Source organism: Paenirhizobium cremeum (genome assembly GCF_047553425.1).
Taxonomy (GTDB): domain Bacteria; phylum Pseudomonadota; class Alphaproteobacteria; order Rhizobiales; family Rhizobiaceae; genus Allorhizobium; species Allorhizobium cremeum.
In genome coordinates this window covers 3,512,376-3,531,898 of sequence record NZ_CP180217.1, presented here as the reverse complement: position 1 = coordinate 3,531,898, position 19,523 = coordinate 3,512,376, and the positions used below count along the sequence as shown (strand labels likewise).

The 19,523-nt window shown below is 61.3% G+C and carries 17 protein-coding genes; 15 read left to right on the top strand and 2 right to left on the bottom strand.

Annotated elements, in window-relative coordinates; translation table 11 throughout:
- From ACLBKR_RS17105 to ACLBKR_RS17045, 13 genes are all read left to right on the top strand, one after another.
- A complete protein-coding gene (locus tag ACLBKR_RS17105) occupies positions 1 to 522 on the top strand; it encodes a protease inhibitor Inh/omp19 family protein (protein WP_112830705.1) in 522 nt (173 codons plus the stop codon).
- A 68-nt stretch (positions 523 to 590) separates the two neighbouring features.
- Positions 591 to 1,754: a cell division protein ZapE gene (gene zapE, locus ACLBKR_RS17100; RefSeq protein ID WP_113438923.1), complete on the top strand. Its 1,164-nt coding sequence runs from the start codon at positions 591 to 593 to the stop codon at positions 1,752 to 1,754.
- Between the two features lie 178 nt (positions 1,755 to 1,932).
- Positions 1,933 to 2,895, top strand: coding sequence for a malate dehydrogenase (mdh, locus tag ACLBKR_RS17095; RefSeq protein WP_112830428.1), 963 nt, complete (start codon positions 1,933 to 1,935; stop codon positions 2,893 to 2,895).
- Between the two features lie 33 nt (positions 2,896 to 2,928).
- On the top strand, positions 2,929 to 4,122 hold the full coding sequence (gene sucC, locus ACLBKR_RS17090) for an ADP-forming succinate--CoA ligase subunit beta (protein WP_113338184.1): 1,194 nt from the start codon (positions 2,929 to 2,931) through the stop codon (positions 4,120 to 4,122).
- Between the two features lie 17 nt (positions 4,123 to 4,139).
- Complete coding sequence (gene sucD / locus ACLBKR_RS17085; protein WP_113425506.1) at positions 4,140 to 5,042, top strand: succinate--CoA ligase subunit alpha; 903 nt, start codon at positions 4,140 to 4,142, stop codon at positions 5,040 to 5,042.
- Between the two features lie 172 nt (positions 5,043 to 5,214).
- Positions 5,215 to 8,211: a 2-oxoglutarate dehydrogenase E1 component gene (locus ACLBKR_RS17080; protein WP_112830425.1), complete on the top strand. Its 2,997-nt coding sequence runs from the start codon at positions 5,215 to 5,217 to the stop codon at positions 8,209 to 8,211.
- A 13-nt stretch (positions 8,212 to 8,224) separates the two neighbouring features.
- Complete coding sequence (locus tag ACLBKR_RS17075; protein WP_112830424.1) at positions 8,225 to 8,551, top strand: YciI family protein; 327 nt, start codon at positions 8,225 to 8,227, stop codon at positions 8,549 to 8,551.
- A 27-nt stretch (positions 8,552 to 8,578) separates the two neighbouring features.
- Positions 8,579 to 9,808, top strand: coding sequence for a 2-oxoglutarate dehydrogenase complex dihydrolipoyllysine-residue succinyltransferase (gene odhB, locus ACLBKR_RS17070; protein ID WP_113447423.1), 1,230 nt, complete (start codon positions 8,579 to 8,581; stop codon positions 9,806 to 9,808).
- A gap of 92 nt (positions 9,809 to 9,900) precedes the next feature.
- On the top strand, positions 9,901 to 10,536 hold the full coding sequence (locus ACLBKR_RS17065) for a LysE family transporter (RefSeq protein WP_112830422.1): 636 nt from the start codon (positions 9,901 to 9,903) through the stop codon (positions 10,534 to 10,536).
- Position 10,537: 1 nt separating this feature from the next.
- Positions 10,538 to 11,035, top strand: coding sequence for a hypothetical protein (locus tag ACLBKR_RS17060; RefSeq protein ID WP_112830421.1), 498 nt, complete (start codon positions 10,538 to 10,540; stop codon positions 11,033 to 11,035).
- A gap of 47 nt (positions 11,036 to 11,082) precedes the next feature.
- Positions 11,083 to 12,489, top strand: coding sequence for a dihydrolipoyl dehydrogenase (lpdA, locus tag ACLBKR_RS17055; RefSeq protein ID WP_113447422.1), 1,407 nt, complete (start codon positions 11,083 to 11,085; stop codon positions 12,487 to 12,489).
- A 137-nt stretch (positions 12,490 to 12,626) separates the two neighbouring features.
- Entirely contained in the window at positions 12,627 to 13,127 is a 501-nt protein-coding gene (locus ACLBKR_RS17050) for a cytochrome b (RefSeq protein WP_414899768.1), read from the top strand.
- Positions 13,128 to 13,170: 43 nt separating this feature from the next.
- On the top strand, positions 13,171 to 13,647 hold the full coding sequence (locus ACLBKR_RS17045; protein WP_113425578.1) for a DUF2867 domain-containing protein: 477 nt from the start codon (positions 13,171 to 13,173) through the stop codon (positions 13,645 to 13,647).
- Positions 13,648 to 13,653: 6 nt separating this feature from the next.
- Here ACLBKR_RS17045 and ACLBKR_RS17040 read toward each other — a convergent pair whose 3' ends face one another.
- Both ACLBKR_RS17040 and ACLBKR_RS17035 read right to left on the bottom strand, forming a co-directional pair.
- Positions 13,654 to 14,748, bottom strand: coding sequence for a TraB/GumN family protein (locus ACLBKR_RS17040; protein WP_112830418.1), 1,095 nt, complete (start codon positions 14,746 to 14,748; stop codon positions 13,654 to 13,656).
- 103 nt (positions 14,749 to 14,851) lie between these two features.
- Complete coding sequence (locus ACLBKR_RS17035; RefSeq protein ID WP_113447420.1) at positions 14,852 to 15,787, bottom strand: tyrosine recombinase XerC; 936 nt, start codon at positions 15,785 to 15,787, stop codon at positions 14,852 to 14,854.
- Between the two features lie 140 nt (positions 15,788 to 15,927).
- On the opposite strand from ACLBKR_RS17035, the gene ACLBKR_RS17030 reads away from it, so the two are divergent.
- Together ACLBKR_RS17030 and ACLBKR_RS17025 are read left to right on the top strand one after the other, a co-directional pair.
- The gene (locus tag ACLBKR_RS17030; protein WP_112830416.1) at positions 15,928 to 16,827 is read left to right on the top strand and encodes a 1-acyl-sn-glycerol-3-phosphate acyltransferase; all 900 of its coding nucleotides are present in this window, start codon (positions 15,928 to 15,930) and stop codon (positions 16,825 to 16,827) included.
- Positions 16,828 to 17,204: 377 nt separating this feature from the next.
- The gene (locus tag ACLBKR_RS17025; RefSeq protein ID WP_162757829.1) at positions 17,205 to 19,520 is read left to right on the top strand and encodes a methyl-accepting chemotaxis protein; all 2,316 of its coding nucleotides are present in this window, start codon (positions 17,205 to 17,207) and stop codon (positions 19,518 to 19,520) included.
- Positions 19,521 to 19,523 lie beyond the last annotated feature (3 nt).

Here is a 19,523-nt window from a genome sequence, read left to right as displayed (position 1 = left end):
ATGAAGTTGAAGTATGCGGCGACGGGGGTCGCGATCGTTCTTTCGCTTGCTGGCTGCCAGCGGACCTCCTATAGCGGCCTCGATCAGGGGAGTGCTCTTCCGCCGCTGCAGGCTCAGCCGGTTCCTTCCGTCCAGTCAGGCCAGTTGCCGCCTCCCGGCGCCGGCGCCAACCAGTTTCCCGCGGCGCCCGCTGCTGCGACACCGGGTCCGCTGACCGGCGACGTCGCGCCGGCGACCGCGCTCGACGTGACGAAGGAATCCATGGTCGGCAACTGGAAGGTCACGAACGGGGGCGCCTCCTGCGACATGTTCCTGACGCTCACCAATCTCGGCAGCGGTTCGCGGGGCGGAACGCGCGGCTGCGCCGGCGAACTCACGCAGATGGGTTCCTGGGAAGTGGCCGGCAAGCAGGTGGTCCTGAAGGATCGCAACGGTAATGCGATCGGTCGTCTCTACAAGAGCGCCGACGCCCGCTTCGATGGTACGACCGCAAGCGGCCAGCCGATCAGTCTCAGCCGCTAAGATTTCTCCTTCCTTCGTGCCGTGCGGGCCAATGCCGAGGCGGCGCCCGCTCCGGCGGAGCGTTCCGCATGCAGCCCATTCCCGATTACGCCGCGAGCGTTGCCGAGCAGCTCAGGTCGATGACCGAGGCCGGTACGCTCAAGGCGGACAAGGCGCAGATGGAGGTGGCAGGCCACCTCGACCGCATCCTGCACGACCTGAAGCAGCGTCGCCCTGCCGCCAAAAAAAGCGCGCTCGGCTGGATGTTCGCTCAGAAGCGCAAGCCGCAACAGTCGGTTCGCGGCCTTTACGTGCATGGCAGCGTCGGGCGTGGCAAGACCATGCTGATGGACCTCTTCTTCCGGATGGCGCCGGTGGAAAAGAAGCGTCGGGCGCATTTTCATGAATTCATGGCCGATGTGCACGGACGTATCCATGCGCATCGCCAGAAGCTGAAAAGCGGGGAAACCCGCCAGGCCGATCCCGTGCCGCCGGTGGCGGCGGCGCTGCGCGAGGAGGCGGAACTTCTCTGCTTCGACGAGTTCACGGTGACGGATATCGCCGACGCCATGATCCTTGCCCGGCTTTTTACCGAACTCTTCGCGCGCGGCTGCACACTGGTCGCGACGTCCAATGTCGAACCCGAAAATCTCTATCGTGACGGTCTGAACCGCGGTCTCTTCCTGCCCTTTATCGATCTGCTGAAGCGGTATGTCGAAGTGACGACGCTCGATTCTCCGGTCGATTATCGCCTGGAAAAGCTTGAAAGCTTGCCGGTCTACGTGGCGCCTCTATCAAGCGAAGCCGACAGGGTCATGGATATCGCTTGGCAGAGGATCACCGAAGGAGGGAAAGAGAGCCCGACAGAGATCTCGATGAAGGGGCGGAGCGTCCCGGTCCGGCGGTCTGTCGGTCCGGCCGCGCGGTTCTCCTTTTCCGAACTCTGCGAGCAGCCGCTCGGTGCGGCCGACTATCTTGAGATTGCCCGACGGTTCGATGTGGTGTTCGTCGATCACATTCCTCTGCTCGGTCCACAGAGGCGTAACGAGACCAAGCGGTTCATCATCCTGATCGATGCGCTCTACGATGCATCCGTCCGGCTTTTTGCCTCGGCTGCGGCGATGCCGGAAGCTCTGTTGACCGAGAAGAAGGGCACCGAGGGCTTCGAGTTCGATCGCACGATTTCGCGGCTCTTCGAGATGCGCAGCGCCGACTATCTTGCCCTTCATCAAACGAAACGTGTTGAAGTTTGACAGTTTTGCGTCACAAATTTTGACGTTTACGTAAGAAAAAATCCATCTAACCGATTGAAAATGCTGTGCTGAAAATAATCGGTTGCAGTTTCATCCCAGTGGGGATATGCGATTTTCCACAAGGGACGGCAGCCAATCCCTGTCAGCCTTGGTTTTGGATCTAAAAGGAAGCACTTCAATGGCGCGCAATAAGATCGCTCTTATCGGTTCTGGAATGATTGGTGGTACGCTGGCGCATCTCGCCGGCCTCAAGGAACTGGGCGATATCGTCCTGTTCGACATTGCCGACGGCATCCCGCAGGGTAAGGGCCTGGATATCGCCCAGTCGTCCCCCGTTGAGGGCTTCAACGCCAAGCTGACCGGCGCCAGCGACTATTCGGCCATCGAAGGCGCTGACGTCTGCATCGTCACCGCAGGTGTAGCGCGCAAGCCGGGCATGAGCCGCGACGATCTGCTCGGCATCAACCTGAAGGTCATGGAGCAGGTTGGCGCCGGCATCAAGAAGTACGCCCCGAACGCTTTCGTCATCTGCATCACCAATCCGCTCGACGCGATGGTATGGGCTCTCCAGAAGTTCTCGGGCCTTCCGACCAACAAGGTCGTCGGCATGGCCGGCGTTCTCGATAGCGCCCGCTTCCGCCTCTTCCTTTCCGAAGAGTTCAAGGTTTCCGTTCAGGACGTCACCGCATTCGTTCTCGGCGGTCATGGCGATACGATGGTGCCGCTCGCCCGCTACTCCACCGTTGCCGGCATTCCGCTGACCGACCTCGTCAAGATGGGCTGGGTCACCAAGGAGCGCCTCGAGGAAATCATTCAGCGCACCCGTGACGGCGGCGCCGAAATCGTCGGCCTGCTCAAGACCGGTTCGGCTTACTACGCTCCGGCCGCCTCCGCCATCGAGATGGCTGAATCCTACCTCAAGGACAAGAAGCGCGTCCTGCCCTGCGCCGCCTACCTTTCCGGCCAGTACGGCGTGAAGGACATGTATGTCGGCGTGCCGACGATCATCGGCGCCGGCGGTGTCGAGCGCATCATCGAAGTCGAATTCAACAAGGCCGAAGAAGAAGCCTTCCAGAAGTCCGTCGGCGCTGTCGCCGGTCTTTGCGAAGCCTGCATCAATATCGCCCCCGCCCTCAAGTAATCCGCCTGACAGGCCCAATACAGGGACAAGACGATGAATATTCATGAATACCAGGCCAAGGCCCTCCTGAAGGGTTACGGCGCACCGGTCGCGGAAGGTGTCGCGATCCTCAAGGCGGAAGAGGCGGAAGCGGCTGCCAAGTCTCTTCCGGGCCCGCTCTACGTGGTCAAGAGCCAGATCCATGCCGGCGGTCGCGGCAAGGGCAAGTTCAAGGAACTCGGCCCTGACGCCAAGGGCGGTGTTCGCCTGGCGAAGTCGATCGACGAAGTCGTTGCCAACGTCAAGGACATGCTCGGCAACACTCTGGTGACCGCGCAGACCGGCGAAGCCGGCAAGCAGGTCAACCGCCTCTACATCGAAGATGGCGCCGACATCGCCCGCGAACTCTACTGCTCACTGCTGGTCGACCGCTCGGTCGGTCGCGTTGCCTTCGTCGTCTCGACCGAAGGTGGCATGGACATCGAGGCTGTCGCCCATGACACGCCGGAGAAGATCCATACCATTGCGATCGATCCGGAAACCGGCGTGACCGCCGACGACGTTGCGAAGATCGTCAAGGCGCTCGAACTGACCGGTGCTGCCGCCGAAGATGCCAAGTCGCTCTTCCCGATCCTTTACAAGGCGTTCAACGAGAAGGACATGTCCCTTCTCGAAATCAACCCGCTGATCGTCATGCAGAACGGTCACCTGCGCGTTCTCGACGCCAAGGTCTCGTTCGACGGCAATGCGCTGTTCCGTCACGACGACGTTCGCGCGCTGCGTGACGAAACCGAAGAAGACGCCAAAGAAATCGAGGCCTCCAAGTGGGATCTCGCTTACGTGGCTCTCGACGGCAACATCGGCTGCATGGTCAACGGCGCAGGCCTTGCCATGGCGACGATGGACATCATCAAGCTCTACGGCAAGGAGCCGGCAAACTTCTGCGACGTTGGCGGTGGCGCCGGCAAGGAAAAGGTTGCGGCTGCCTTCAAGATCATCACGGCTGACCCGAAGGTCGAGGGCATCCTCGTCAATATCTTCGGCGGCATCATGAAGTGCGACGTGATTGCCGAAGGCGTCGTCGCTGCGGTTCAGGAAGTCGGCCTGAAGGTTCCGCTCGTCGTTCGTCTCGAGGGCACCAATGTCGAACTCGGCAAGAAGATCCTGAACGAATCGGGTCTGGCGATCACCGCAGCCGACGATTTGGACGACGCTGCGAAGAAGATCGTAGCCGCGATCAACGGCTAATTGAGGGACCTGAACCAATGTCGATTCTCGTCAATAAGAACACCAAGGTCCTCGTTCAGGGCCTGACCGGCAAGACCGGCACCTTCCACACCGAACAGGCGCTTGCCTATTACGGTACGCAGATGGTAGGCGGCATCCACCCGAAGAAGGGCGGTGAAACCTGGACCGGCTCCAAGGGCGAAACCCTGCCGATCTTCGCTTCCGTTGCCGAAGGCAAGGAAAAGACCGGCGCCGACGCCACCGTGATCTACGTTCCGCCGGCAGGTGCTGCCGACGCGATCATTGAGGCGATCGAAGCCGAGATTCCGTTCATCACCTGCATCACCGAGGGTATCCCGGTCATGGACATGGTGCGGGTCAAGGCCAAGCTCGACAAGTCCAAGTCGCGCCTGCTGGGTCCTAACTGCCCGGGCATCCTCACGCCGGAAGAGTGCAAGATCGGCATCATGCCGGGCTCCATCTTCCGCAAGGGTTCGGTCGGTATTGTTTCGCGCTCCGGCACGCTTACCTATGAAGCCGTGTTCCAGACCTCGAACGAAGGCCTCGGCCAGACCACCGCAGTCGGCATCGGCGGCGACCCGGTCAAGGGCACGGAGTTCATCGACGTCCTGGAAATGTTCCTGGCCGACGACGCCACAACCTCGATCATCATGATCGGCGAAATTGGCGGTTCGGCCGAAGAGGATGCAGCGCAGTTCCTCATCGACGAAGCCAAGAAGGGTCGCAAGAAGCCGATGGCGGGCTTCATCGCAGGTCGTACGGCTCCGAAGGGCCGCACGATGGGCCATGCCGGCGCCGTGGTTTCGGGCGGCAAGGGCGATGCGGAATCGAAGATCGCAGCCATGGAGGCCGCCGGCATCAAGGTTTCTCCTTCGCCGGCGCGTCTCGGAAAGACGCTGGTCGAAGTCCTCAAGGGCTGAGATCGCACAAGCATGCGCCAGGCAAGGTGGATCCGATAGTGATCCTCTTGCCTGGATTTGGCATTTTAGAGTCCCTGAATACAGCTTGCGTTCGGGTTGATGAAAGCGGCAGGTCGGGCATCCGGCCATCATCTTAAAGTCGGGAGGCGAACGGAGACGTTCGCAGAACACAATGGGTAGGCAAGAAGCCAACGAGCAATTTCTGATCACGTCCTTCCTCGACGGATCGAATGCGGCCTATATCGAGCAGCTCTATGCGCGCTATGAGGATGATCCTTCCTCGGTTTCGGCCGAATGGCAGGCTTTCTTCCGCGCGCTGGCCGACAATCCGGCCGATGTGAAGAAGGCAGCCGCCGGTGCTTCCTGGCAGCGCAAGAACTGGCCGATCGCTGCGCAGGGCGAACTGGTCTCCGCGCTCGACGGCAACTGGGGCGTGATCGAAAAGGCCATCGAGACAAAGGTCAAGGCCAAGGCCGAGGCGACCGCCGCCGCAACCGGCAAGCCGGCGAGCGAAGCCGAGGTTCTGCAGGCGACCCGCGATTCCGTCCGGGCCATCATGATGATCCGCGCCTATCGCATGCGCGGCCACCTGCATGCCAATCTCGATCCGCTCGGGCTTGCTGCTCCGGTCGAGGACTATAACGAGCTTTCGCCGGTAGCCTACGGCTTCACCGAAGCCGACTTCGGCCGCAAGATCTTCATCGACAACGTGCTTGGTCTCGAATACGCGACCATTCCGGAAATGCTCGATATCCTGAAGCGGACTTATTGCTCGACCATCGGCGTCGAGTTCATGCACATGTCCAATCCGGATGAGAAGCACTGGATCCAGGAACGCATCGAAGGTCCGGACAAGGGCGTCGATTTCACGCCGAACGGCAAGAAGGCGATCCTGTCGAAGCTGATCGAGGCCGAAGGCTTCGAACAGTTCATCGACGTCAAGTACAAGGGCACCAAGCGCTTCGGTCTCGACGGCGGCGAATCCCTGATCCCGGCGCTCGAGCAGATCATCAAGCGCGGTGGCCAGGAAGGTCTTGAGGAAATCGTATTCGGCATGGCCCACCGGGGTCGCCTGAACGTTCTGACCAACGTCATGGCTAAGCCGCATCGCGCCGTGTTCCACGAGTTCAAGGGCGGTTCGTTCAAGCCTGACGAAGTCGAGGGCTCCGGCGACGTGAAGTACCATCTCGGTGCTTCCTCCGACCGCGAGTTCGACGGCAACAAGGTTCACCTGTCGTTGACCGCCAATCCCTCGCACCTGGAAATCGTCAATCCTGTCGTCATGGGCAAGGCGCGCGCCAAGCAGGACCAGCTCGCCAAGGTCTGGGAAGGCGATATCATTCCGCTTCGTGAACGCGCCAAGGTTCTGCCGCTGCTTCTGCACGGTGATGCGGCCTTCGCCGGCCAGGGCGTCGTTGCCGAGATCCTGGGGCTTTCCGGTCTGCGCGGCCACCGCGTTGCCGGCACGATGCACTTCATCATCAACAACCAGATCGGCTTCACCACCAATCCGGCCTTCTCGCGTTCGTCGCCTTATCCGTCCGACGTCGCCAAGATGATCGAAGCGCCGATTTTCCACGTCAATGGCGACGATCCGGAAGCGGTCGTTTATGCCGCGAAGATCGCGACCGAATACCGGATGAAGTTCCACAAGCCGGTCGTCATCGACATGTTCTGCTATCGCCGATTCGGCCACAACGAGGGTGATGAGCCCGCGTTCACCCAGCCGAAGATGTACAAGGCGATCCGCGCCCACAAGACCGTCGTTCAGCTCTATGCAGAACGCCTGATCGCCGAGGGCCTGATTACCGAAGGCGAATTCGAGAAGATGAAGGCCGACTGGCGCGCGCACCTCGAACAGGAATTCGAGGCCGGCCAGTCCTACAAGCCGAACAAGGCCGACTGGCTGGACGGCGTGTGGTCGGGCCTGCGTGCCGCCGACAATGCCGATGAACAGCGTCGCGGCAAGACCGCCGTGCCGATGAAGTCGCTGAAGGAGATCGGCCGTAAGCTCTCGACCATTCCCGAGGGCTTCAAGGCGCATCGGACGATCCAGCGCTTCATGGACAACCGCGCCCAGATGGTGGAAACCGGCGAGGGCATCGACTGGGCCATGGGCGAGGCGCTCGCTTTCGGTTCGCTGGCTGTAGAGGGTCACAAGATTCGCCTCTCGGGTCAGGATTGCGAACGCGGTACCTTCTCGCAACGTCACTCGGTTCTCTATGACCAGGAGACCGAAGAGCGCTACATCCCGCTCGCCAATCTCGCTCCGAACCAGGCGCGCTACGAGGTCATCAACTCGATGCTTTCGGAAGAGGCGGTTCTGGGCTTCGAGTACGGTTACTCGTTGGCCCGCCCGAACGCGCTGACGCTCTGGGAAGCCCAGTTCGGCGATTTTGCCAACGGTGCGCAGGTTGTCTTCGACCAGTTCATCTCGTCGGGCGAACGCAAATGGCTGCGCATGTCCGGTCTCGTTTGCCTTCTGCCGCACGGTTATGAAGGCCAGGGCCCGGAACACTCCTCCGCCCGTCTGGAGCGTTTCCTCCAGCTCTGCGCGGAAGACAACATGCAGGTCGCGAACGTCACGACGCCGGCCAACTACTTCCACATCCTGCGCCGCCAGGTGAAGCGCGACTTCCGCAAACCGCTCATCCTGATGACGCCGAAGTCCCTGCTGCGCCACAAGCGGGCTGTTTCCAGCCTGTCCGAAATGGCCGGCGAGAGCTCGTTCCACCGCCTGCTTTGGGACGATGCGGAGGTCACGAAGGACGGTCCGATCAAGCTGCAGAAGGACAACAAGATCCGCCGCGTCGTCATGTGCACCGGCAAGGTCTATTACGATCTTCTGGAAGAGCGCGAAAAGCGCGGCATCGACGACATCTACCTGCTGCGCGTCGAACAGCTCTATCCGTTCCCGGCCAAGGCGCTCATCAACGAGCTTTCCCGCTTCCGCAATGCGGAGATGGTCTGGTGCCAGGAAGAGCCGAAGAACATGGGCGCATGGTCGTTCATCGATCCTTATCTGGAGTGGGTCCTGGCTCACATTGACGCCAAGTACCAGCGGGTTCGCTACACCGGTCGTCCGGCCGCAGCATCGCCAGCTACCGGCCTGATGTCGAAGCATCTCGCCCAGCTGGAAGCTTTCCTCGAGGACGCGCTCGGCGGCTAAGGAGACGGGTCGAATGGCCTATTTTTTCCTCAAGCTCATACCGCCGCGGTCGAGCTTCCCGCATGATGCAACGCCGGAAGAGATGACGGCGATGCAGGCCCATGGAGGATATTGGCACGCTCTGGCGGAACAGGGGCCGGCCATCGCGGTGGGTCCTGTTTTTGCCGAGAGCGGTGCCTTCGGGATCGCCGTCGTGGAGGCGGCCGATGCCGCAGCCGCTCAGGCTCTTGCGGACAACGATCCGGTCATCAAGGCGGAGCTCGGTTTCCGCTTCGAAACCTCGCCCATGCCATCCATCATAATCAGGACTTCCGCGGGCGGTGCCGCGGCTGCCGAATAAACGAAACAACAGTCAGGACATACACCAATGGCTACTGAAATCCGCGTCCCGACCCTCGGGGAATCCGTAAGCGAAGCCACCGTCGGCACCTGGTTCAAGAAGGTCGGCGACACCGTCAAGGCCGACGAACCGCTCGTCGAACTCGAAACCGACAAGGTGACCGTCGAAGTGCCGGCTCCGGCTTCCGGCGTGCTGACCGAGATCGTTGCCGCCAATGGCGAGACCGTTGGCCTCGGCGCACTGCTCGGCCAGATTGCCGAAGGCGCCGGCGCCACGGCTTCGGCACCGGCTCCTGCTGCTGCCCCGGCTCCGGCCGCAGCGCCCGCAGTCGCAGCACCTGCCGCCGCTGCACCGGCAGCATCGGCCATGCCGGCCGCTCCGGCCGCGGCCAAGATGCTTGCTGAAAACAATCTTTCGGCCGATCAGGTCGACGGTTCCGGCAAGCGGGGCCAGGTCCTGAAGGGCGACGTGATCGCCGCCATTGCCAAGGGTGCGACCGCCGTCGCTGCTCCGGCTCCGGCTGCTGCTCCCCGTCCGGCTTCGAGCGCCGATGACGCGGTTCGCGAAGAACGCGTCAAGATGACCCGCCTGCGCCAGACCATCGCGAAACGCCTAAAGGACGCCCAGAACACCGCCGCCATGCTGACCACCTACAATGAGGTGGACATGTCGGCCGTTATGGACCTGCGTAACCGCTACAAGGACATCTTCGAGAAGAAGCACGGCGTAAAGCTCGGCTTCATGGGCTTCTTCACCAAGGCCGTTACCCATGCGCTGAAGGAAATCCCCTCGATCAACGCCGAGATCGACGGCACCGACATCATCTACAAGAACTTCTGCCACATCGGCATGGCGGTCGGAACCGACAAGGGTCTTGTCGTTCCTGTTATCCGCGATGCCGACCAGATGTCGATCGCTGGCGTCGAGAAGGAACTCGGGCGTCTTGCCAAGGCCGCCCGTGACGGCGCGCTCGGCATGGCCGACATGCAGGGCGGCACCTTCACCATCACCAATGGCGGTGTCTACGGCTCGCTGATGTCCTCGCCGATCCTGAACGCGCCGCAATCGGGCATTCTCGGCATGCACAAGATCCAGGAGCGTCCGGTCGCCATTGGCGGTCAGGTCGTCATTCGTCCGATGATGTATCTGGCTCTGTCCTACGACCACCGCATCGTCGACGGCAAGGAAGCCGTGACCTTCCTCGTCCGAGTGAAGGAAAGCCTGGAAGATCCGGAACGCCTGGTTCTCGATCTCTGATCGTTCTGGCGGGAGACCGGCTTTCGGCCTCCCGCCGTCCTGTTTTCCGGTAAGCGCAACCGCACGAGCGGCATTGCCGGCATGGAGGCATCATGCACGCCTATCTTCTGGAACTCGCATCGCTGATGGCGGTGTTTTCCTTCGCGATCGTTTCCCCCGGCGCCGATACCGCGATGGTCATGCGTCAGGCCATGGTTCACGGGCGGCGTGAGGCGATCCTCACGAGCTTCGGCATCGGCACGTCGCTGATGTTCCACGTGACCTACACCATTCTCGGCCTCGGCCTGATTATCTCGAAGTCGCTGCTCCTGTTCAGCATCATCAAATGGGCGGGCGCCGCCTATCTGATCTATATGGGTGTCATGGCGCTGCGGGCGGGCAAGAGCGACCTCAATCCGGTTGCCGATGGCGCCGAGCCTGCCCGGCAGAGTGCTCTGCGAGCCTTTGGCCTCGGCTTCCTCGCCAACGCGCTGAACCCGAAGCCTGTCCTTTTCTTTCTGTCGATCTTCTCGGCTCTGGTCGCCGCCTCCACGCCCGGCATGGTGAAGTTCGGATACGGTCTGGTGATGGCGACCTGCCTCATCGCATGGTTCGTCGGCGTATCGTTTTTCATGACGACGCCGCGCATGCGGGCTGCCTTCTCCCGAGCAAGCAAGTGGATCAATCGCGCGTCAGGCATGGTGTTCATCGCTTTCGGCCTGAAACTTGCGGCGACGAAGGCGAGCTGAGATGAGGCGGTCGCTCGTCGCGTCGCTCGCCTTTGCCGTTGCGGGGTTCCAAGCCCCGGCGATGGCCGGTGCGTGCCGTGTCGAGCATGCCGTCTATGCGGAAGGCGAAACGGGTCTGGAACTGCGCTTCAGGCCAGGGAGCGGCGAGAACACGCCGGTCTCCCACAAGTTCGAGGTTCGGGCGGCAAAGGCCGGCCTCACGCTCGACGGGCATGTGATGTACGACGAGGAAATCGCCCGGCCGGTGGGTATGGCTATGAACAATTGCCCGGAGGGCGACGTGACCGGCGCGGATCTTGATGCCTGCACCGTCTGGCAGGGTATCGTCTATGCGGTGGACGGGCAGGGCAATGTCGACCTTCTGCCCCCGGAGGGCGCCGAAGCGCCGAAGACGTTGCTTCTTCCGGGTTTCGGAGCGGCTTTCAAGCTGTCCGCCGTCGGCGGCAAGGTCGAGGCCATGCCGTGGGACGGATTTTCATTCAGGGAATGCGCGCCGTAAGCGGAGACCGGAACGGCGGCAAAGGAACACACAGAGGAACGACGAAAATGGCTTATGATGTAGTGGTAATCGGCAGCGGCCCCGGTGGTTACGTATGTGCAGTCAAGGCAGCCCAGCTCGGTCTGAAGGTTGCCGTCGTCGAAAAGCGGGCGACCTATGGCGGCACCTGCCTCAATATCGGCTGCATTCCGTCCAAGGCCCTGCTGCATGCCTCCGAGATGTTCAACCATGTTGCCCATGGCATGGACGCTCTCGGCGTCGAGGTTGCCGCGCCGAAGCTGAACCTCGGCAAGATGATGGCCCACAAGGACAGCGTCGTGAAGGCGAACGTCGAAGGCGTTTCCTTCCTGTTCAAGAAGAACAAGATCGACGGCTTCCAGGGCACCGGCAAGATCGTTTCGGCCGGCAAGGTTTCCGTCACCAATGACAAGGGCGAGGAGCAGGTTCTCGAGACCAAGAACATCGTCATCGCCACCGGTTCCGACGTTGCCGGCATTCCGGGCGTTGCCGTCGAGATCGACGAGAAGGTAATTGTATCATCTACCGGTGGCATCGCGCTCGACAAGGTTCCGGGCAAGCTGGTTGTCGTCGGCGGCGGCGTCATCGGCCTCGAACTCGGTTCGGTCTGGTCGCGTCTCGGCGCCAAGGTCACCGTCGTCGAATATCTCGACAGCATCCTCGGCGGCATGGACGGCGAAGTTTCCAAGCAGTTCCAGCGCATGCTGGCCAAGCAGGGCATCGAATTCAACCTCGGCGCCAAGGTCACCGGTGTCGAAAAGTCCGGCAAGGGCGCGAAGGTCACGTTCGAGCCGGTCAAGGGTGGTGAGGCGCAGGTCCTGGAAGCCGATGTCGTCCTCGTTGCCACCGGCCGCAAGCCCTACACGGCAGGCCTCGGCCTCGAAGCCGCAGGCGTCGTGCTCGACAATCGCGGCCGCGTCGAGATTGACGGCCATTTCCGCACCAATGTCGCCGGCATCTATGCGATCGGCGACGTCGTGCGCGGTCCGATGCTTGCTCACAAGGCCGAGGACGAGGGTGTGGCGCTCGCCGAAATCCTCGCCGGCCAGCATGGCCATGTGAATTACGACGTCATTCCGGGTGTCGTCTACACCCAGCCGGAAGTCGCTTCCGTCGGCAAGACCGAGGAAGAACTGAAGGCTGCGGGTGTCGCCTACAAGGTCGGCAAGTTCCCGTTCACTGCGAACGGCCGCGCCCGCGCCATGCTGGCGACCGATGGTTTCGTCAAGATCCTCTCGGACAAGGAAACCGATCGCGTCCTCGGTGGCCATATCGTCGGCTTTGGCGCCGGCGAGATGATCCACGAGATTGCCGTACTGATGGAATTCGGCGGTTCGGCGGAAGATCTGGGCCGCACCTGCCATGCGCATCCGACCATGTCGGAAGCGGTCAAGGAAGCAGCCCTTGCCGCTTTCTTCAAGCCGATCCACATGTAAGAGATTTTCCGGATAATAAGACTAATCCGGTAAAGTATTATATTTTTGTAAGAATTGAGGCCGCGGCTTGTTATTCAGGTCGCGGCTTTTATCATGGTCTTGTCGTGTTTTTCATATTTTGACAAAAGGCAAGCGCCATGACGACGAATCCTGTACTCGGCTATTCTCTGTCGCAGAAGCTCATTCACTGGCTGATGGCGGCTTTGATCTTTTTCAATCTGCTCTTCACGGAGGGCATGGAAAACTGGAACCGGCTGGTGAGCCGCGGCGAAACCGCAACACCTGAAGACATCGCTTCCGCCAATGTGCATGCCTATGTCGGCATCGCCATCCTCTGTCTTTCGGTGGTCCGTCTTGTCCTGCGCCTGGCGCATGGTGCACCCGACGCCCCGGCTGAGGAACCGCCTGTCTTTCTAATTGCCTCCAAGCTGGCGCACGGAACGTTCTATCTGTTGTTCTTCCTCCTGCCGATCAGTGGCGCTGCCGCCTATTACTTCGGGGTGGAAGCCGTGGGTTCATTGCATGGCGGACCCCTGAAGCTGCTGATGTGGCTCCTGATCGTGGTGCATATTGCCGCAGTTCTGGTTCACCAGTTCTATTGGAAAACGCCGGTCGCGCAGCGTATGACCAAGGGCTGAGAATAACGGCCGTACCGGTCGTGTCGTCCCCGAAGGAATGCGCATGGCGAACATCGTGCCGGAACCTGTGAAATTGCCGCATCCCGCCTTGCCTGAGGCGGATTGGGCAGACTGCTATGCTGTCGCCAGCGCCGCCCCCCAACTCGTGGCGCTGGATGCCGCGAAGCTGTTGCTCGGCCGCTCCCCAGGATGGGTCCGGATGCTGATGGCGCTACGCAACCGGATCGTCTCTCTGTTCGGGTTGAAGGTTGCCGGTCTGAAGGTGGCGGATGCCAATACCGTCGCCGCATTCCCGGTTGTTTCCGAGCGGGACGAACAGGTCGTGCTCGGTTTCAATGACAGCCACCTCGATTTCAGGATCGTGGTCGACGTTGAGCCGTTGGGGGAAGCCGAAGGCAAGGTGTCGGTGACGACGCTGGTGCGTCGCCACAATGCGTTCGGGCGTTTCTACATCGCGGTGGTCACGCCGTTCCACAGACTGATCGTCAGGACGATGCTCGGGCGCCTCGTTCGAGGCTGACAGGGCTCAGCCGCCGGCGGGCGTCAGGGTGAAACCCTGCTTCTTCAAAAGCTCGACAAGGCCTTCCTCGCCTGGAAGGTGAAGCGCGCCGACGGCGATGAAAACACCGCCCTTGGCCAGCATGGGACCAGCCCGTTCCGCCATGACATGGTTCCGGTCGGTGACGATCCGCTTTTCGAAGGCGGCATAACTGCTTTCGTCCTTGCCGGTCTGGGCCGGCGTGACGATTTCCAGCATGGGCATGGTCATGCCGATGTCGCCGGAAAGATAAAGCGTCGTCATGGTTTCGATGACGTCGTCCATCTTGTCGCCAAGTTCCAGCGTTTCGATCAGCGCCTGAAGGTGGAATTCCGTCGGAAGATCCGCCATGGCGCGCAATTGTTCAGCCAGCGTCTCCAGCCCCGCGACGTTCTTGCCGGCCTTTATCGCATCCTCGGCGATATGTTTATCGAGAAAGGACGCGCCTTTCGATTTGCGTGCCGTCTCGCAGGCGGGCAGGGCAACGAAGCTCGAAATTATCCAGGGTTGCATCCGCTGGACGGCGGCGAGCGCCAGCCCGCGCTTTTTCAATCCGTCCTCAAGGCGGGTGGCCTGGTCGGGGCTCAGATGGTCGCGGATGGTCTTGCCGTCTGTGAACATGGTGAGTTCCGGATGCATGAGCATCGCGGCAGCCGCCTTTTTTTCATCGAGGATTTCGTCGGATTCGATGATGATGGTCGATGCCTCTGCGGCGGCGGTCCGCGCTGCCGCCGGCATCGTCAGGACGCGGGGATCGGTGACATGCATGGTGCCGAGCAGCCAGGAGGGGGCGAGGCCCGGCTTCTCTATCTTCCAGAAGATGCCCCTGCCGTTCGGGATCGCATCCGCCTCGGCGCGAAGCTTCGCGTAGGTCGCCGGTTCATCCGTCTGCAAAGCTGCCAGCAGATCCTTTCCGCCGCAGGTTGGTTCCTCCTGCGCGTGAGCGGGTTTCAGCGTCAGCAGCACGAAGAGGAAGGCCGCAAGCAGCGCGAGATGGAAGGCCGCAGCCAGCCATAGCGCGGCGTCTCCCAGAACGGATAGCGAGAGACGGTTTCGGATGCGGTCTATGGAATGCGCGATCATGGTTTGTCCGTTGGTGGCGGGTCGGCCCGGATTGTAAGGACATGTTCCTTCTAGTCCCGCGGCCCTCAATTTTCCTTAACGGTTTTGGTTAACGGTCCTTCCGTCAGGCGCGGGGATGCGCGCGGTCATAGACATCCAGCAGGCGGGCGGCATCGACTCCGGTATAGACCTGGGTCGTCGACAGGCTGGCATGGCCGAGGAGTTCTTGGATGGTGCGAAGATCCCCTCCGCCGCCGAGCAGGTGGGTGGCGAAGGAATGGCGTAGCGCATGGGGTGTTGCTGTGTCCGGCAGGCCGAGGGCGGAGCGCAGGCGTTGCATTTCCCGCTGAATGATTGCCGGCTGCAGTTTGCCACCTCTCGCGCCGCGAAAGATCGGTTCGTATGGCGCCAGATGATAAGGGCAGAGCTTGATGTAGGTTGCGACAGCTTCTGTCACAGCCGGGAGAAGCGGGACGAGACGGGTCTTGTTGCCCTTGCCGGTGATCCTGAGAGCGGTGGTTCTTTCGCCGAAGTCGGCAGGCATCAGCGCCAGCGCTTCGGAGATGCGCAGACCGCAACCATAAAGCAGGGTCAGCACCGCGGCGTCGCGTGCGGCGACCCAGGGTTCCTCATGCATTTGCGCGTCGCGGCTGACGACAGCCAGCGCCTGGCTGTCGGACAAGGGTTTCGGAAGGGATTTCGGTTGCTTCGGCGAACGGACGGCGCCGGCGCCGGCCGCGTTGACCAGCCCCCGTCTTTCAAGGTGACGCAGGAAGGAGCGAAGGCCTGCGAGATGGCGCCCGAGCGAGCGGGAACCGGAGCCCTGCTTGCGGCGATAGGCGAGAAAGGCGCGAAGATCCGCCGGTCGCAATTCCTTTATATCGCGAATGCGCGCGGGTCCGCCGAGATGGCCGGTCAGGAATGTCAGGAATTGTCGGGTATCACGCTCATAGGCGTCCAAGGTGTTTTCCGAAAGCCTTCTTTCTGCGGCAAGACCCTGCAGCCATGCGGCGCGCTCGGCGAGAAGATCGGTATCGGCGAAGACCAGCAGGTCGTTCATCGGCGCTGCCTTTACATTGAGAATCTGCTAAGCCAACATGATCTTCAGATGTTAGGGAATGCCTAAAATGCCGCATCCGGTGTCATGCTTCGATCACATTGGGCTGCGATAGAGGCTGATCGGTACAGTCGGGGTTTTCTATGGCGCGCCGTGATTCGATGACGATGTTCGGGCAATTCGCCGAGGCGGTTGCTCTGGTCTCGCAAGGCCAACCGGGGCACATCGTCGACACACTGATCGCCGAACGTGGTCAGAGGATCGTGCATCATCCCCTGTGGCCGGTGATGCGACCATTTCTCTATACGTTGTTGCGCTATGCAAAGGCGGTCGAATTCGCTGACGACATCGCGAACATGCCGGGTTTCCAGGCCTTCGAATATCTCAGCAATATCCTGCGCCTCGACATCAACGTCATCAATGGCGAACGGATACCCGAGAAGGGTGGTTTCATCATGGTGAGCAACCACCCGACCGGCATTGCCGACGGCGTGGCGGTTTTCGATCTTCTGAAGCGCCGGCGGCCGGACATGATGTTCTTCGCCAATCGCGATGCCATCAGGGTCAATCCGCGCTTCGCCGAAATCATCATTCCCGTCGAGTGGCGGGAGGAACACAAGAGCAAGCTCAAGGCCCGCGAGACGCTGAAGCTCACCAACCGGGCGATCGAGGAGCAGAAGGCGACCGTGCTCTTCCCCTCCGGCCGCATCGCCTATTGGGCGAACGGGCGACTGAATGAGCGGCCGTGGAAGACGTCGGCTGTCGGTCTCGCCCGCAAATACGATCTGCCTATTTTGCCGGTACACATGACGGCGCGCAACTCGGGCCTGTTCTACTGGTTCGCCAAGTGGTCGACCGAGCTCAGGGACATGACGGTGTTCCACGAACTCCTGAACAAAAGGGGCGACCGGTTCGATTTCGTCATCGGTGACCTGATCTCGCCCGCACGGCTCGAAGGCGATCTGAATGATGTCACTGCCGCGCTCGAACATCATACCGTGCATGCCCTTGCGGCAGACGGCAACGCATCCTTTAGCCCGTAGTCGACGGCTGCCGGTGCTGACTGAGTACGATCGCCGGGCGATCTGCGGGACGCTGCGCCGTGATCTGCTTTCGGCCGGTTGTATGCGGTGCCGGAGATGGCGCGCAGCCGGGAAAAATATATCCAAGGTTGCGTTTCTTCGCCTGGTCTTCCCCTCGGTGGCGTGGTGTCGCGAAATCGCTACAGTTTTCGAAATTGCTTAATTAGGATTCGTTTTTCCTCCCGGTTTTTAGTGGGTATTCGTTAACCACGCCGACCCCCAAGCTAGCGTCCGTCTCAGGGAGCATTCAGCTCCCCGATCAGTGTGCGCCATAGGGGGACCGGGGAATGCGCTTCAAATCCATACAGTTAAAAATTGCAGTCTTGTCGGGGGTCTGTGTGCTGGCGGCCACAGCGGCCCTGGTGGGGTACGGCATCATTTCAGCGGCCAGTACGCGGGAGTTCGTTGCCACGCAGGTGACGAGCCTCACGGATGTGAAGACGAAGCAGAGCCTTCAGACGCTTGCATCGACACAGGCGGGGATCATCCGCTCTTCGCTTGACGGTGCCTTCGATGCCGCCCGCGTAATGGCGCGCAGCTTCGAGACGCTTGCCGGCGGGGACGCAACCACTCCTGCGGCAACTCGTCGTGCGCAGCTCAATGCCCTTCTTTTGAACGTGCTCAAGGACAATCCGCGCTTCAACGGAACCTATAGTGCATGGGAACCGAATGCGCTGGACGGGGCCGATGCCGAGTTTCGCGACCGCCGGGACATGGGATCGGATGTGACGGGGCGGTTCCTTCCCTATTGGACTCGGGATGCTGCTGGCAAGATCGCGCTCCAGCCGCTCGTTGAGTACGACAGTTCAGAGCTTCATCCGAACGGCGTGATGAAGGGAGGCTGGTATATCGGGCCGCAGACGGGCCATGGCGAGAGCATCCTCGATCCGCTGCCCTATATCGTTCAGGGCAAGAATGTCTATCTGGCGACAATGTCGGTTCCGATCACCATCGGCGGCAAGTTCGCCGGCGTGGCCGGCGCGGATTTCGATCTCTCCTTCGTCCAGAAGCTTGCCGAACAGGTGAAGGCGTCGATCTATGACGGCAAGGCCTCGGTTTCGATCGTGAGCCACAAGGGGCTGATTGTCGCCTCGAGCGAGAAGCCTGAAAGCATCGGCCAGCCCTTCGACCAGGGCGATAGCGCGCTTTCGCAATATCTGGCGCTTATCCAGTCCGGTAAGGAGGAGGTCCACGCCAGCGGCGATGCGTTCAAGGCGTTTGCTCCAATCGTCATCGGCAGGACGGCAACACCCTGGTCCGTGATGATCGACGTCCCGCGCGCCGTCGCCATGGCCGAAGCGACGAAACTCGACCGGGATCTGACCGAGCGTAACGGCAGCGACGGTGTTTTGCAGGTCATTGTGGCCGCCGTCATCGCAATGGGTGGCGTCGCAGCCATGTGGCTTGTGGCGCGCAGCATCGCCGGCCCGATCCGCAACATGACGGCCAGCATGCGTCGGCTGGCCGATGGCGACACGACATGCGACATTCCGGGCGTCGGCCTTCCCGACGAGATCGGTGCCATGGCCGCAGCGGTGGAGATCTTTCGCAACAATGCCATCGCCAACCGGCGACTGGAGGAAGAGGCCGCAGCCGCGCAGGAAACGGCGGAACGTGAACGCCGGCGCAACCTGGATATCGAGCGCATTCGCACCGAGGCCATGACGCAGGCCACGGCCGGCCTTGCCGACGGTCTGAAGCAACTCGCATCCGGCAATCTTTCCTTCCATCTCGGCGAACCCTTCGCCCAGGAGTTCGAAAGCCTGCGCAGCGACTTCAATTCAGCGGTGTCACAGCTCAGCCGGACGATGGCCGCCGTCGCTGCCGCGTCCCGTTCCATCGATTCAGGTACGCAGGAGATCAGCCAGAGCGCAGACGATCTTTCGAAGCGCACGGAACAGCAGGCTGCATCGCTTGAGGAGACCGCGGCGGCTCTCGATGAAATCACCGTCAATGTCACGAATTCATCGAAACGCGCCGAGGAGGCGAGGATCGTTGCGGTGCAGGCCAATACCAGCGCCGTCCATTCCGGCGCCGTGGTGGCCGATGCCGTCAACGCCATGCAGCGCATCGAACAATCGTCCAACCAGATTGCGAACATCATCGGCGTGATCGATGAGATCGCCTTCCAGACCAACCTTCTGGCGCTGAATGCAGGCGTCGAAGCAGCGCGCGCCGGAGAGGCCGGAAAGGGGTTCGCGGTGGTGGCGCAGGAGGTTCGCGAGCTTGCCCAGCGGTCGGCGCAGGCAGCAAAGGAGATCAAGGATCTCATCCGCAATTCCAGCACCGAGGTTGAAAGCGGAGTAAAGCTGGTGAAGGACACTGGCGAGGCGCTGAAGACGATCGAGGCCTATATCGTCACCGTCAACCAGCACATGGATGCGATCGCGACCTCCGCCCGTGAGCAGTCGGTGGGGCTTTCGGAGGTCAACACGGCCGTCAACCAGATGGACCAGGTGACGCAGAAGAATGCGGCCATGGTCGAAGAGGCGAATGCTGCCAGCGCGACGCTCGCCATGGAATCGCAAAGGCTTCGCGACCTGATTGCCCAGTTCCGGCTGGACGGGATTTCGTCTGACGCCGTTTCTCAGCTTCGTCGAACCGCCGGTGCCATGGCCGCTTCGCCGGTGCAGCGTTACGCTACCTACGGCTGATCC